14 protein-coding genes are annotated in these 14,985 nt (G+C 44.0%); 6 read left to right on the forward strand and 8 right to left on the reverse strand.

Features of this window, described 5'->3' with window-relative positions; genetic code table 11:
* Positions 1-34 precede the first annotated feature (34 nt).
* Positions 35-523: a hypothetical protein gene (locus tag L0P88_RS00705; protein ID WP_247132730.1), complete on the forward strand. Its 489-nt coding sequence runs from the start codon at positions 35-37 to the stop codon at positions 521-523.
* 603 nt (positions 524-1,126) lie between these two features.
* Here L0P88_RS00705 and L0P88_RS00710 read toward each other — a convergent pair.
* From L0P88_RS00710 to L0P88_RS00735, 6 genes are all read right to left on the reverse strand, one after another.
* Positions 1,127-2,374 (reverse strand): MFS transporter, encoded by a 1,248-nt coding sequence (locus tag L0P88_RS00710; RefSeq protein WP_247132731.1) that lies wholly within the window; start codon positions 2,372-2,374, stop codon positions 1,127-1,129.
* Positions 2,375-2,665: a DUF1272 domain-containing protein gene (locus L0P88_RS00715; protein WP_247132732.1), complete on the reverse strand. Its 291-nt coding sequence runs from the start codon at positions 2,663-2,665 to the stop codon at positions 2,375-2,377.
* 541 nt (positions 2,666-3,206) lie between these two features.
* On the reverse strand, positions 3,207-4,271 hold the full coding sequence (locus L0P88_RS00720) for a dipeptidase (RefSeq protein WP_247132733.1): 1,065 nt from the start codon (positions 4,269-4,271) through the stop codon (positions 3,207-3,209).
* A gap of 8 nt (positions 4,272-4,279) precedes the next feature.
* Positions 4,280-5,392, reverse strand: coding sequence for a D-TA family PLP-dependent enzyme (locus tag L0P88_RS00725; protein WP_247132734.1), 1,113 nt, complete (start codon positions 5,390-5,392; stop codon positions 4,280-4,282).
* Between the two features lies 1 nt (position 5,393).
* Entirely contained in the window at positions 5,394-5,858 is a 465-nt protein-coding gene (locus L0P88_RS00730) for a RidA family protein (protein ID WP_247132735.1), read from the reverse strand.
* Positions 5,859-5,868: 10 nt separating this feature from the next.
* Positions 5,869-7,182, reverse strand: a complete 1,314-nt coding sequence (locus L0P88_RS00735) for a gluconate:H+ symporter (protein ID WP_247132736.1) — start codon at positions 7,180-7,182, stop codon at positions 5,869-5,871.
* Positions 7,183-7,354: 172 nt separating this feature from the next.
* On the opposite strand from L0P88_RS00735, the gene L0P88_RS00740 reads away from it, so the two are divergent.
* The gene (locus L0P88_RS00740) at positions 7,355-7,960 is read left to right on the forward strand and encodes a methyltransferase domain-containing protein (protein WP_247132737.1); all 606 of its coding nucleotides are present in this window, start codon (positions 7,355-7,357) and stop codon (positions 7,958-7,960) included.
* On the opposite strand, the gene L0P88_RS00745 is transcribed toward L0P88_RS00740, so the two are convergent.
* Positions 7,957-8,490, reverse strand: a complete 534-nt coding sequence (locus L0P88_RS00745; RefSeq protein WP_247132738.1) for a hypothetical protein — start codon at positions 8,488-8,490, stop codon at positions 7,957-7,959. The genes L0P88_RS00740 and L0P88_RS00745 overlap by 4 nt on opposite strands.
* Positions 8,491-8,651: 161 nt before the next feature.
* Here L0P88_RS00745 and L0P88_RS00750 point away from each other — a divergent pair, with 161 nt between their 5' ends.
* The 3 genes from L0P88_RS00750 to L0P88_RS00760 all read left to right on the forward strand — a co-directional run bounded on the left by L0P88_RS00750 (position 8,652) and on the right by L0P88_RS00760 (position 14,023).
* Positions 8,652-11,873 (forward strand): VPS10 domain-containing protein, encoded by a 3,222-nt coding sequence (locus L0P88_RS00750; RefSeq protein WP_247132739.1) that lies wholly within the window; start codon positions 8,652-8,654, stop codon positions 11,871-11,873.
* A gap of 147 nt (positions 11,874-12,020) precedes the next feature.
* The gene (locus tag L0P88_RS00755; RefSeq protein WP_247132740.1) at positions 12,021-12,737 is read left to right on the forward strand and encodes a DUF2490 domain-containing protein; all 717 of its coding nucleotides are present in this window, start codon (positions 12,021-12,023) and stop codon (positions 12,735-12,737) included.
* 65 nt (positions 12,738-12,802) lie between these two features.
* On the forward strand, positions 12,803-14,023 hold the full coding sequence (locus tag L0P88_RS00760) for a bifunctional alpha/beta hydrolase/OsmC family protein (RefSeq protein WP_247132741.1): 1,221 nt from the start codon (positions 12,803-12,805) through the stop codon (positions 14,021-14,023).
* A gap of 1 nt (position 14,024) precedes the next feature.
* Here the strand turns inward: L0P88_RS00760 and L0P88_RS00765 are convergent, their stop codons facing one another.
* Positions 14,025-14,234 carry a hypothetical protein gene (locus L0P88_RS00765; protein ID WP_158779475.1) on the reverse strand — a complete coding sequence of 70 codons (210 nt, stop codon included), beginning with the start codon at positions 14,232-14,234 and terminating at the stop codon, positions 14,025-14,027.
* A 182-nt stretch (positions 14,235-14,416) separates the two neighbouring features.
* On the opposite strand from L0P88_RS00765, the gene L0P88_RS00770 reads away from it, so the two are divergent.
* Positions 14,417-14,899 carry a YdeI/OmpD-associated family protein gene (locus L0P88_RS00770; RefSeq protein WP_247132742.1) on the forward strand — a complete coding sequence of 161 codons (483 nt, stop codon included), beginning with the start codon at positions 14,417-14,419 and terminating at the stop codon, positions 14,897-14,899.
* The last annotated feature ends 86 nt before the right edge of the window (positions 14,900-14,985 follow it).

The following is a 14,985-nucleotide window of genomic DNA, read 5'->3' on the forward strand; positions in this document are numbered from 1 at the left end:
ACTAAATACATAATTATAAACAACAGGAATTAAAATGAACGAGAACAACAGAATCAGTAAAGTACTTACCGGTAAAGAGATTACCAGTGTACAACAATGTCTTGCCACCTTAAAACGTGAATTAAGCTTTTTACAGAACTTAACCCCCAACGAACGTAAAAACCTGCCCAAGATCAACAGCGCCAACAAAATCTTTGCAGAGGACAGCATCCATATCCTTGAGGGCAAGCCCCAATGGATACCGGGTGCCCTAACAGCGGAAGAGGCCCGCAAAGACCTTACCCTGTTCGAGCAATTGGATCCCATCATCCTGGAGCTGGAAGGTTTGTTGCGCCAGTTAAAGGACACCCAGACCATTGTGGGCAGCGAGGTGTACCGGGTGGCACTGTCGGTCTATAGCCTTGCCGATGCCGCCCGAAAAATGCCGATGGAAGGCGCCCAAAGTGCCCATGAACTCTTAAAGGCCAGGTTTTCCCAAAGTATGAACACCAGGGCCGATACCCCGGAAGATACGGTCGGATAGCAACAAACTGGCAAAAAAGGTGGGCGCACTGTCAAAAAAGATGGCCAAGGTACAAAAATACCCCGGTAGGGTACCAAAAAGGTGGGATGGGGTACCAATCTACCCGGCTTACCTACCATTATTGTGGGTGAACTGACAAATCTACAGGGACCTTTAACAATTGAAGTACCCCTCCTCGCTTAGGCAAGTACCCCACCTGACAAACTTACAGGGATCTTTAACAATTGAAGTACCCCTCCCCCACTTAGGGAAGTACCTTACCTGACAAACTTACAGGAACCTTTAACAATTGAAGTACCCCCGGGTACTTATGTAAGTGGGAGGGGGTACTTATATAAGTGGGGGGTATATACCATTTGGCAGGATTGGGGTATGAGGAGTTAGGACTGAATACTGGACTTTTTACAGAACTTAACTCCCAACGAATGTAAAAACCTACCCAAAATCAAGTTTCTTACGTCAAAACTCACGTTATTTATGCTATGCCAACAACCTTTTTTAAGGTGAATAGGTCTCCCGCAAAATCCAGATTGGTGCTATCCCTTTCAATAAGGACCGGTTTTGACGTCCCCGGATTAAAAAAGTTCGGGAAAATGACATTTCTTAGTTTTTGTTATATAATTTGAAATAGATAAAAGCCGCGATGGCTCCCATTGCTGAAAAACCGGTCAGCATCCAAAAAACATATTGATGTCCCCGTTCCCCTGGATAGGCATCCAAAAAATAGCCGTAAGCCGGACCAGCAAAAATATCCGGGGTATACCCCACCAAAGAGATCAGACCAACCGCAGTTCCCGTTAAAACCAATGGAATCCTCCCTTCACGCATTACCCCAAAATATAATGCCCGGGCGGCATAAACCCCAACACCTATGATAACCACCGATATAAAAAACAGTACCGTGGTAGATGGCCCTATGACGCCGGTAGCAAAAAAGATACCGCCAACTACGCAAAATACCAAGCTCGATAAAAGCCAAAAAGTGATACGAAACCTATCCACCAGTAAACCGACCACAATTCCAGTTGTTGGTCTTAAAAATTGGAGGAAAGTACCCACCTGGGCCGATTTCACCTGGTCATACAACATTACCTCATTGGCATATTGGGAGATCACATCCGTTATTTTATACCCTACATAGGAGCATAGAATGATGACCATTAAAAGCCACACAGAGGGCAATTTCAGCACTTGTTTTAGCTCTTTAGCGGTTATTCGGTCGACTAAAATTTTCGTTTCATCAACGTTGGATTTCATAAACAGCCAAACCAATATTCCAATGAAAACAATAATAGCGGAGGCAACATAAATTACATAAGCAAAAGCATTTTGCCGCTCTGCGAGTGTAACTTCCTGAACATCGGAGGACAAAAAAGCAGCAAACACAAAGACACCCAATACCCCAAATAAAGCCCCTGTAAGTCCACGCCCCCCATCCAACAGGCCAAATGCCTTTCCCTGTGAGGTATCACCGCCCCAAACGCGAGTGGCTTTTATCATGGGTGCCCAAAACAAAAATATAGTGGTAAAACCCCAATATCCATATAGGATTTTTAAGGTATCCAAATCAGGATAACGGGCATACAGAATGCCTCCCAGGGCCGTAAGCCATAGGGCTACCGCTATTAGTTTTCTTGGCGGAAACCTATCGGCCAGGGGTCCACCAAAAGGGTATGAGACCATAGCAATGATACCGTAAATGGCCACACCGAGGTTATAGTTCAAATTGGTCATTTCAAAAACGTCCAGTACGGTAGGCCTAAAAATGCGGGGCAATACAAAAGGGAGGATAAAAACTGCCTCTCCGGCCAAAATTAGAAGTACAAGATAATACCAGGCGGGTTTGTTCATTTATCTCTTATTGGGAGGTATCGATGAATTTTTATCCTTCAGTATTTGAAAAGCCTTAAAATCAATGGGCTTATGAACATGAGTGGAAGAAGCAGGGTAGTTGCTCAACTGTGCTTTGGGACGCACTGGCCTTTTTTCAAAACCACCGCCGCAGTTGGGACATACATTTTCCAATAGGTGTTCCACGCATGTTATGCAAAAGGTACATTCATAGGTGCAGATCATGGCCTCTTCACTATCCGGTGGAAGGGATGTATGACAATGTTCACAACTGGGTCTTAGTTCAAGCATTTCAAAATCGATTTCGCTAAAGGTAACGATTCCCAATTCGATTTGGGAAAAACGTCCAAAACCTCCTTGGGTATTTGGTTGTCTTTAAAATACCGAGGGATGGTAGAAACGAAAATACGCAGTTGTATTATTTTGATTTTCATAACGATGTACTTTAAAAAGGAAGTCATTCATCCATATAATTTGACAACAACCAATAATCTGGCCATATCACTGGAAAATGGGGCATCGGAATCAACACCGTTATATTTCAAAAAGAAAGGAACAACACCTGCTGCATCCCAACTCTTAGCTCTTAACTCCTAACTACTAACTTTTAACCCCCAACTTCTAACCTTTAACCTTCAACCTTTAACCTTTAACCTTTAACCTTTAACCTTCAACCTTCAACCTTTAACCTTCAACCTTCAACCTTCAACCTTCAACCTTCAACCTTCAACCTTCAACCTTCAACCTTCAACCTTCAACCTTTAACCTTTAACCTTCAACCCTTAACCTTCAACCTTCAACCTTCAACCTTCAACCTTTAACCCCTCCTCCCCTAGGCCCAGGTCCGCCTAAGAAAATTGATAAAGTTTTGATACATGATATTCTCGATATCTTCTTGGGTGTATCCCCTGTTTTTCAGTAATTGCGGCACCTTTTGCAAATCCGCAATGGTATCGAGGTCCGTTGGACATTGTTCCTTCCCAAAGGCGCCGTCCAAATCCGTACCAATTCCAACATGCAAGGCGTTGCCCGCCAATTGACAGATATGGTCAATATGATGCACCATTCGCTCCAAGGTAACACCCATGCCCTGGGGTGTTGACTTTCCACGCACCCAATGTGGAACCAACATCCAGGCATCCAGAGCCACACCTATAACCGCTTTTCTTTCGAGTAATTCTTTGATCTGTTCATCGGAAAACTGTCGGTTATGGTCCACCAATTCCCTACAATTGTTATGGCTCGCCCAAATAGGACCATGGTATACGTCCATAGTTTCCCAAAAACTGGTATCACAAAGATGGGTCACATCCAGTATGAGGTCGAGTTCTTCAATTTTTTTTAATAGCGCCTTGCCTTTAGCACCGATACTGCCATCCGAATCGGTTCCATAGGCATAGGTGCCAGGACCGTAATGTGCCGGACCTATGGCACGAAGTCCCATTTCATATGACTTTTCCAAATAATCCAAGGTCACTATGGAATCGGCACCTTCAAGGCTTAGGATATAGCCTATTGGTTTTTCGGGAACATTGTCCTGCCACAGTTTCAAATGGGTGTCTAGGGTGTCCAAATCGTTGATCTGTACCATTTCACCAATAGCTTCCATACTTTGGTACCAGGCCAGTTGGCCCTGGGTCTGTGCCCATGCTTGATGTGGGGAGTTCCAACCTGGCAAATGACTGCCTTTTTTCACGTAGCGTGCTATTTGGGTAGCCACACAAAGTCCGATGTTCCCTTTACGCATCTCTGGTAAGGAAACGGTATTCAAGCCCCTATCGGGTTTATCGACCATTCCAAACTCACTTTTTCGAATCTCCTCCACCGACCATCGTAAATCGCGATTCCACTCCAAAGCGTTCATCGCCAAATCCAAATGTGCATCGAATAGGAACATTACAAAAACTAAATGGTTATTTTATTGTTACGTGCGGCAACACTCCAAATCTCCTTTTCACCATTGGTGGCGATTGAAATTACCTCATGGTATTTGGCCACGGTGGGACAGATATGAAAAGGTACGGCATACAAAATGTCCCCCACCTCATAAGCACTGCTTTTTTGGGTGGTCACCACCAGATGTTCCTCACTTTGACCGATTTGTTCAAAATCAACATCACCCAAAAACCTTACTCGTGGTAAAGGCATTTCCGGGGCGACCGATTTATGCCCGAGGTCCAAACACAGATATCCTTCTTTGGGCTTACTAATGATACGGCTCAGCAGTACCGCGGCAGGCACAAATTCCATCTCTGGAAAAAGTGTTCCATACCGATGGTCCCATAGCAATGAAGTGCCCGGTGATACCTCAACGGTCCCCCTTCTGGAATGGATGGGAAAAGAAGGCGTCCCTCCTGCAACAATGGTGTTGACCGACATTCCCAAATCTTCAATATCCCGCTTCAATTGGGTCACCAATTCGAAGGCGGCATCACACACTTTAGTTCTAACAGCGATATCGGGATTCCGGATATGACCATCGTACACATGTATCCCCTTCACCTCCAAATTTGGATCATCGGCAATTCGCTTATACAGTGCAACAGCTTCCGGTCCCGGCGCAATACCAGTACGATTCATACCACTATTGATATCCAAGAACAGCGAAACCACCCTATGTTTCGCAGCAGCGATCTTAGCGACTTCATCCATGGTTTTGGCATTATCCACGATTGTGGAAAAATGTGTCTCCGGATAGGTGTCCATTAAATCAAAAAAACGGGTGATGTTTGGTCCAGAAGGTTGCATGGCCAACAAAACGTCCTTTGCCCCTGTTGTTGCCAGAAGTTCGGCTTCCGCAATCGTTGCACATTTGAACTTATGGATACCGTGCCTCAATTGCATTTCAATAATTTCGGCAATTTTATGGGTCTTGATATGGGGCCGTAGAGGCTGGGGACCGCCCGCAATTTTAAGCATGGTCCCAATGTTCTTTTCAATCCTGTCAGGAAACACCAACAGCGAAGGTGAAATAAGTTGTTCCGTATCCTTTATGCGGTACCAGTTTTCTTTTTCCATTTCAATATAGTTCAAACATTGCTTCAATTTCCACGGGAATGTTGCCCGGCAGCATCATACCGACAGCGCTGCGCACCCCGATACCATTCTCTTTACCAAAGACGTCCGCCATTAACTCACTAAATCCATTGATGACCAGGGGATGTTGTCCAAAATCAGGAGTGGAATTCACCATACCCAATACTTTGATTACCCGTTTAATTTTATCCAAACTACCAAAATGCGTTTGAATGGTAGAGAGCATGGTCAATCCTACCTGGCGGGCCGCCAATTTGCCTTGATCTAAATCCAAATCATCCCCTACCCTTCCAATCATCAAGGAACCATCCAATTGTACGGGGCCTTGCCCTGAGACATAAAGGAAGTTGTCCACTACCAAGATCGGGCGATATACCCCTGCCGGTTTTGGTGCCGGTGGAAATTCTAAATTCAATTCAGCTACTTTGCTCGTAGGTGTTGTATGCATGCCTTTGAAGTTATAAAATTGTACTTAACACTAAGGTACCCAATAACCCCATAATACCCACCAAAGTTTCCATTACGGTCCATGTGGATAGGGTATCTTTTATGGAAAGGTTGAAGTATTCCTTAAACAACCAGAAACCGGAATCATTGACATGCGAAAGCATTAAGCTGCCCGAACCGATTGCCAATACCATAAGTTCCGTATTTACCCCGGTCGTGGAGGCCAATGGCAGGGCAATCCCTGCAGCCGTTAGGCCCGCCACAGTTGCAGAACCCACGCATACGCGGATGACCGTGGCAATCAACCAGGCCAAAACCAAAGGGGAAAAACTGGAGTCCTTAAGTAATTCCGCAATGTAACCACTTACGCCACTATCCACCAGGACTTCTTTTAATGCCCCCGCACCAGCTATAATCAATAAGATCATGGTTATACTGGTCACGGAGGTGGAAAGGGAATCCATAACGTCCTTCATCTTTTTGCCTTGGGACAATCCCAAGGTATAAATCGCAACCAAAACGGCAATCAGCATGGCAATAACCGGGTTACCAATGAATTTCAGTATAAATTTCAATTGATTATCAGGCAACAATTGCTCTGCTATAATGGCCAGAATAATCAGGATTATGGGCAAAAGGGCCGTGAATACACTTTTAGAAATACCGGGTAGCTCTTCTTCCTTAAATTCCACAGTACTATAAAACTCCTTTAATGGCTTGGCCTTAACTTTCTTTATGGTCCGTGCAAACAGGGGACCTGCTACAATAATGGCGGGAATGGCAATTATAATTCCATAGAGTAGGGTTTTTCCAATATCGGCATTGAACATGGTGGCAATGGCCGTGGGGGCAGGATGCGGAGGTAAATACCCATGTGTTACCGACAACGAGGTCAACATGGGCAAACCCACATACAACAAGGGCAATTTTGTGGAAATGGCAATGGTAAACACCAGCGGAATGAGTATGACAAAACCCACGGAGTAAAACATGGGTACTCCAACAATAAAACCGGTCAATACTACTGCCCATTGTACGTATTTAATACCAAAGGCGGAAACCAGTTTCGTCGTAATCTGTTGGGCGGCACCACTATCGGCCACCAATTTTCCCAACATGGCCCCAAGTCCCAAGATCAACACCAAAAAGCCAAGCGTATTGCCAATACCGGCCTGTATGGATTTAACCAGGATTTCAAGTTCCATCCCTTGAAAAATGCCTACAAAAAGGGATACGAGAATAAAGCATAAAAAAGCATTGAGTTTGACCTTAGCAATGAGAATAAACAATATCAATATTCCCAGAGCTACAATGAGAAGTGGCATAGTTTGGTTTATGGTAGGATAACGACTCGTTTGTCGAAATCAGTTTTGTACCAAAGTATCAAATTTTTCTGAAAACGCCGGCGAATTGGCACTCCTAAGGGAATAACAATGCCAAAATCCATGGAATACCCTGTATCTTTAGCGCCGGACTTGTTTCAATCAATACCGCCAAATGCATACGGATAAAGAGGAGGATTACTGGACACAACGCTATGATGGAAAAGAAACCGGCTGGGACATTGGCTATCCATCAACACCACTTAAAACCTACATAGACCAACTAACGGATAAAACCATAAAAATTATAATTCCCGGCGCAGGGAATGCATATGAAGCGGAATACCTTTGGCAGCAAGGTTTTACCAATGTCTACGTTTTGGACATTTCGCCAGCGCCTTTAGGGATGTTCCAAAAGCGTAATCCGGATTTTCCCCAAACGCAATTGTTATTGGAAAACTTTTTTGATCATCAGGGTCAATATGATTTGATTTTGGAACAAACCTTTTTCTGTTCCTTTGTCCCTACCGATAAAAACCGTTTTGCCTATGCTGAACGAATACAAATGTTGCTCAAGACCAATGGGAAACTGGTTGGGGTTTGGTTTGATATTCCATTGACCTATTCCATGGAAAAGCGACCTTTTGGTGGGGATAAGGATTTGTATCTTACCTATTTGACCAACTATTTGGACCCCGTGGTCTTTGAGCCTTGCTATAATTCCATACCCCCAAGGCAGGGAAACGAGCTTTTTGGCATATTCAAAAAAAGGGGGCCCTAATTGGTTCCAGGTCTTACCTTCTTTTTGATCCATTGCACCAAAGCGTACACCAGGAAGAACAACAAACACAAAATACTTCCAAAACCCATAGGTAAAACGGCCCCAAAAGTGTAGGACGACCCTAGCACCCAACCCAATACATACTCTGATTTATACAACGGGAAAACAAAGGCCAATAGGAGAATGATACCCATGATATAATCCACAATTTGAATTCCATTCACAAAACAAATGGAAATCGTTACAGCAAAGAGCAAACCGGCCAGAAACCGCCATCCGATTTTTGTTAGGGTCTCTTTGGTATGGTACCGATTCAATCGTTTATGTATTCGATACAGCAAAAACCAGGTAAAAAATGGTAATATCAAAGCACCTACCCAATTGGGAATTCCTGGCATATCCTTGTTGTGAAACAGATAATGGGTAGGAATCCCACCATGGAAATAATCCCAGGTCACGTGCCCCCATACCAATAGGGCAACTAAGAATGTAAGGAGTGTTCGTTGTTTTTTGGAAAACTTCTGGGTCATAATTGGTTAGGTTTTACGGTTACGACAGTTGGACGCGGTGAATTGGAATTTGTTACCAAAAAAGGGATTTATTTGGTCACTGCCGATAAGGCCCATTAACACCCTTTTAAGAAATCCACATTCCCATTTCTTTATCTTTAGCCGACTAATTAACTCCCACAATGAAAAGATTACTCTCCGTAGCCATCCTTTTGGCAACCACTTTGCTTTGCGCGCAAGATTTCACAATGGATTTGGTTCAGGATATGAAACCAAGAAACATTGGTCCCGCCGGAATGAGCGGCCGCGTTACGGCCATTGATGTGCAACTTTCCAATCCCGATGTCATGTATGTTGGTACGGCCTCTGGGGGACTTTGGAAATCCACTTCCGGGGGAATCAAATGGGAACCCATTTTTGATAAGGAATCCACGGGCTCCATAGGTGCCGTGGCCATACAGCAATCCAACCCGTCCGTTATTTGGGTGGGAACCGGTGAGGGCAATCCAAGAAATAGCCTAAATGGAGGTTATGGCGTTTACAAATCCTTGGATGGGGGAAAATCCTGGAAAAATATGGGCTTGGAAAAAACCCGACATGTCCATAGAATCATTATAGACCCTACAGACCCCAATACGGTATATATAGGAGCAATTGGTTCCCCTTGGGGAATACATCCGGAACGTGGCGTATTTAAAACTACGGATGGGGGAAAAACATGGGAAAAAATCCTTTTTGTAAACAATAAGACCGGGGTTGCGGACATGGTAATGGACCCCACCAATCCCAATAAACTCATGGTAGCCATGTGGGAGCATAAACGGGACCCATGGTTTTTTAAGTCCGGTGGGGAAGGAAGTGGACTGTACATGACACATGACGGGGGTAACAACTGGAAGGAAATCACAGAGGAAGATGGTTTTCCCGAAGGAGATCTGGGGCGTATTGGAATAGCCATCGCAAGCAATAAACCCAATGTAGTTTATGCTTTGGTCGAAGCCAAAAAAAATGCACTTTACAAATCCGTTGATGGCGGTTTTACCTGGAAGAAAATCAACGATAAAAATGATATTGGAAACCGACCTTTCTATTATTCTGAAATTTATGTGGACCCGGAAAATGAGAATCGTGTGTATTCCATTTTTACCTATGTCAATGTTTCGGAGGATGGCGGCAAGAATTTTAAGGAATTGATGCCCGCCTATGGGGTAAGCAATGGGGTCCATCCGGACCACCATGCCTGGTGGATCCATCCGGAAAACGGTCAGTTTATGATCGATGGGAATGATGGAGGGGTAAATATTACCAAGGACGGTGGCAAAACTTGGCGCTTTATTGGCAACCTGCCCGTGGCACAGTTTTACCACATTAGCACGGACAATGAGTTTCCCTACAATGTCTACGGAGGAATGCAGGACAACGGTTCTTGGAGGGGGCCGGCCTATGTGTGGCGGGCCCAGGGAATCCGAAATAGCTATTGGCAGGAGATTGCCTTCGGTGATGGTTTTGATGTGGTTCCCGATAAGGATGACAGTCAGTTCGGTTATGCTATGAGCCAACAGGGTTCCGTTAGGAGGTACGATTGGAAAACGGGCAATAACTATACTGTGCGACCTACCCCGCCCGATGCCAAAACCAAGCTCCGATTCAACTGGAATGCGGGTATCGGTCAGGACCCTTTTGACAATTCGACGGTGTATTTTGGCAGTCAATTCGTTCATAAATCCACGGATAAGGGGTTGACCTGGAAGGTGATTTCGCCCGACCTCACCACTAATGACCCAGAAAAGCAAAAACAAAGTGAAAGTGGTGGATTGACCATGGACGCCACGGGAGCGGAAAACCATTGTTCCATTCTGGTCATTGAACCTTCACCAGTGGAAAAGGATATGCTTTGGGTGGGTACTGATGACGGTCGTGTACATTACACCCAAAATGGGGGCAGCACCTGGACCGAAGTAACCTCAAATATCAAGGGCTTGCCAAAAGGGAGTTGGATTCCACAAATCAAAGCTTCCCAAAACCACAAAGGTGAGGCCCTGCTCATTGCCAATGATTACCGCAGATTCAACTATACTCCCTACGCCTATCGCACCCAGGATTACGGCAAAACCTGGACCCGAATTGTAGATGAAAACGATGTACAGAGTTATACGCTGTCCATTATTGAAGATCCGGAAAATCCAAACTTGGTGTTCCTGGGAACCGATGATGGGCTTTACGTCTCCTTAAATGCAGGGAATACCTGGAAAAAATGGACGGAAGGTTTTCCAACGGTCTCCACCAAGGATTTGGCCATTCACCCGCGGGAACAGGATTTGGTTATAGGCACATTTGGTCGTGCCGCATGGGTCTTGGATGATATTCGACCACTAAGGGAATTGGCCAAGGATAAATCTGCCCTACGACAAGAGGTGGCCTTATTTAAGAGTCCGGACGCCTATTTGGCCGCCTACCAGCAAGGTACAGGTAGCCGTTTTGGTGGGGATGCCCTCTACAATGCGGAAAACAGAAAGCGTGGTGCCATGATCACCTATTTTATAAAAGAGGGGAAAAAAGACCTAAATAAAGAGGAGGAAAAGAAGGATAAGGAAAAAACAGGTACTCCGGAAAAGGAGGACAAAAAAGAGCTAACGGGAGTACGGAAAAAAGACTCCATCCAGTTTAATTTTTACGATGGTGACCGATTGATCCGGACATTGAAATACAAAACGCCTGAAAAGAAGGGGTTTCATAGAATCTACTGGGGGCTCGATGAAAAAGGTCCCGATCGACCTGCCCGAAAAGTCAGCAAGCAAAAGAAGGAACCCAGTGGAGCCACGGTAAAACCAGGAACTTACAAGGTTACGGTCACTTTTGGGGAAGCTATGGATTCCACTATGGTAACCGTTAAAACCGACCCACGTTTGGACATGACCACGGACAATATCAATGCAATCCATGCTACAAGAAAGCAGTTGGAACACTTTACCCAAACAGCTGCGGATGCCGTAAAACAATTGGTGGAAAGCAAGGATTTGGCCAATAAGTTCCAAAAAGAAATGAAGGATTTGGATAAGGATGCGTACAAAGACCAAATCAAAGCCTCCAAGGACATCGTAAAGCAAATCGACTCAGTTGTGGCCCTTTATATTGGTAAAGAAGACAAGCGTCAAGGTATTACACGCAATCCCGAAATCACGGTCATGCAGCGCATTGGGGTAGCCACACGCTATGTGGCCTCCCGAAAAACGGGTATCACCAAAACGGAAAGGGAGCTGATCTCCTATGCCAAAGAAGAGCTCAAAATGGCATTGGACAAGACTAATGCCTTCTTTACCGAAAAATGGAAACCCTATCGGCAATCCATTGAAGGCCTGGATTTATCCCCTTTTAAGAAAACAGCAGTTTTTAATTTGGAGTAATGAAATGATCATGAATTTTTTTAATCAAAAATTCACACAGTGATAATGATTAAAACAAATTCATGTGAGAACGAGTGCAACGAGTGGTCGCATGAGTTCTTAAATTTTTAAATACCTTATTTATAAGTGATTAAAAATTTTAAACACATGAAAAAACTTCTCATTTCAATAGCCGTATTGTTAGTTCACCTGCAATGTTTGGCCCAAGCTTCAGGGGAAGAAGAGACCGGTATTTGGTATATGTACTTTGGGATGAACCGGATTTCCGAGAAGCTCAGTATCCATTCAGAAGCGCAGTTTCGGTATTACGAGACTTCCGGCAATTTCAATCAACTGTTGTTGCGTACGGGGCTCAACTATCATATCAACCAAAAAGCCATTGCCACTTTGGGTTATGCCTTTATTGAGACCGATGGGACATTTTTGGAAAGCCCTAGTAGGGCAAACCTTGACGAACATAGGATTTTCCAACAGTTCATCCTTACCAATACCCTTGGGGAATTTCTTTTTGAACATCGCTATCGCCTGGAACAGCGTTTTATTTCGCAAACGCTGATTACCAGCGACCCAGAGCAGGATTTATCACGAACGGAACACCGCGCCCGGTATCGACTACAAGTGATGTTGCCCTTGACCAACACTTTTTTCCTGAATTTCTACGATGAACTTTTTATCAATCTACAGGATAATCTATTTGATCAAAATCGTCTTTATGGCGCAATTGGGATACATATTACTGAAAATAGCAATTTGCAATTGGGTTACCTGCGTAATCAATTTACCAATGCCGTGTTTGACCGTTTGCAGATAGGTTTCTTCTTTAACCCCGACCTAAGGGGTGTCTTTAAGAACAAGAAAAGTTGATTTTTGGTTGCCAGGGTGGTAACCCCGATCAATACATAACTTAATACTATGTTACGCTTTCCACTATGAATACCATAAAAGTTGAATTTGAGAATGCGGAAGGGCAAAAGCTTATGGGGCGTCTGGAGTTCCCTGTAGATCGTCATCCACATAATTTTGCATTGTTCGCCCATTGTTTTACCTGTACCAAAAATTTATCCGCGGTACGGAACATCAGTAAATCCCTTACGGCAAAAGGGTTTGCCGTACTACGTTTCGATTTTACCGGTCTTGGGGAAAGTGAAGGGGACTTTGCCGATACCAACTTTTCGGGAAATGTGACAGATTTGGTTGCCGCCGCCGATTTTCTATCCAAAAACTACGACTCACCAAGTTTGCTCATTGGCCATTCCTTGGGTGGGGCGGCCGTTATTTTCGCTGCCACCGAAATTGAATCGATAAAGGCAATTGCCACCATTGGGGCACCCTCCAATCCAAAACATGTAAAGCATCTTTTTAAAAGTGGTCTGGACGAAATAAACGCAACTGGCGAAGCCGTGGTAAATCTCAGCGGAAGGGATTTCAAGATAAAAAAACAATTTGTTGATGATCTGGATAATAAATCACTTCCGGAAACCGCAAAATCCCTGCGAAAACCACTATTGATCATGCACTCCCCCCAGGATGATACCGTGGGGATACAAAATGCCGAGGAAATATACAAAGCGGCACATCACCCCAAAAGCTTTGTTTCATTGGACGGTGCAGACCATTTATTGTCCAACAAAAAGGACTCACTCTATGTTGGTGAGGTCATTACCGGCTGGGCAAAACGGTATTTGGACGTTACGGATAAGGTTACTTCCGATTTAAAAACCACCCACCAGGTGGTGGCCAGTCTGGATGCGGAAGATGGTTTTACCACCCAGATGAAAGTGGGAAACCATCATATGTTGGCGGATGAGCCCGAAAGCTTTGGTGGCAATGATTTTGGACCTTCCCCTTACGAACTTGTTTCGGCCGGGTTAGCCGCTTGCACGGTCATGACACTTCATATGTATGCCAAACGAAAAGGATGGCCCCTTGAAAATGTGGAAGTGCATACTTCCTACAGCAAGACGCATGCCCAGGACTGTGAGGATTGTGAGAACAGTTCCGCTAAAATTGATACGTTCCACAGAGCGTTAAAACTTACCGGGGCCCTGGATGACAAACAACGGGAAAGATTGGTCCAGATTGCGGATAAATGTCCCGTCCACAAAACCTTACATAGTGAAACGCAAGTGATTACCTCAGTTGTGGATTAGACTAAAGCCGCATATGCAAAACATCAAAATACTTGATTTCCAGCTCAATTGCCGATTTTCGAATGCTCCACAGTTTTTTTAAATATTCGTGCTGGCTTAAATCCCCATTGAAGAGTTTGGTTTTTGCATTGCGGTAATCCTTGCAACATACTTTTCGTTTATTGCAATAGGCAATAAAATTGATATACTTGGTTGGTCGGTAAATGGGCATCAACAATTACTTTATACTATGCATTTGAGCAAATGCCATAATTTTTAAAATAAACGGTAAAGAAGAAAAAATAGTATTTCATCGATATTTTTTTACCTCTTGTCGATGATTTAAATCTATCTTGGGGTGTATTGCATTCTTCCAAATTCCGAGTATCTTGTAGCACTTGACGAAGTCTCCCTATGGAAAGTCCACCATTTGAAATTGCTGTTATGGGAATGCACAGTATTGTTGTTCCCAATCCAATGGCCCTACCTTTTATTGAAAAAGGGCATTCCAGGGTAAAGGTCAAAGCTACTTTTCAAGATAAATCCATTGAATTTCACGCTGCTTTGCGAAAATATCATGGTCAATACACCATGATGTTCAGTAAAAACAAACAAAAGGAATTAGGACTGCTGCCAAATGATCACTTTACCTTACAGCTGTTTGAGGATACCTCCAAATACGGCGTTGAAGTTCCAGAGGAATTTGAAGCAGTAATGTTCAGTGATCACGATGCCCATCAAATCTTTGAATCCTTTACCAAGGGGAAACAACGTGGAATTATTTATATGATCACCAGATTCAAGGATTCCCAAAAAAAGATTGATAAAACATTGATTCTTTGCGAGAACTTAAAACGTGGAATTCAGGATAACCGTGAATTGCTAAAACCTTTTTAAGTTGACATGGCCTTGATTAATCAGTAACTTAGACCAAAACCTAAAAATGATACTATGAATAAGCGCAAGTTTTTAAAAAATACGGT

Source organism: Muricauda sp. SCSIO 64092 (genome assembly GCF_023016285.1).
Classification (GTDB): Bacteria; Bacteroidota; Bacteroidia; order Flavobacteriales; family Flavobacteriaceae; genus Croceivirga.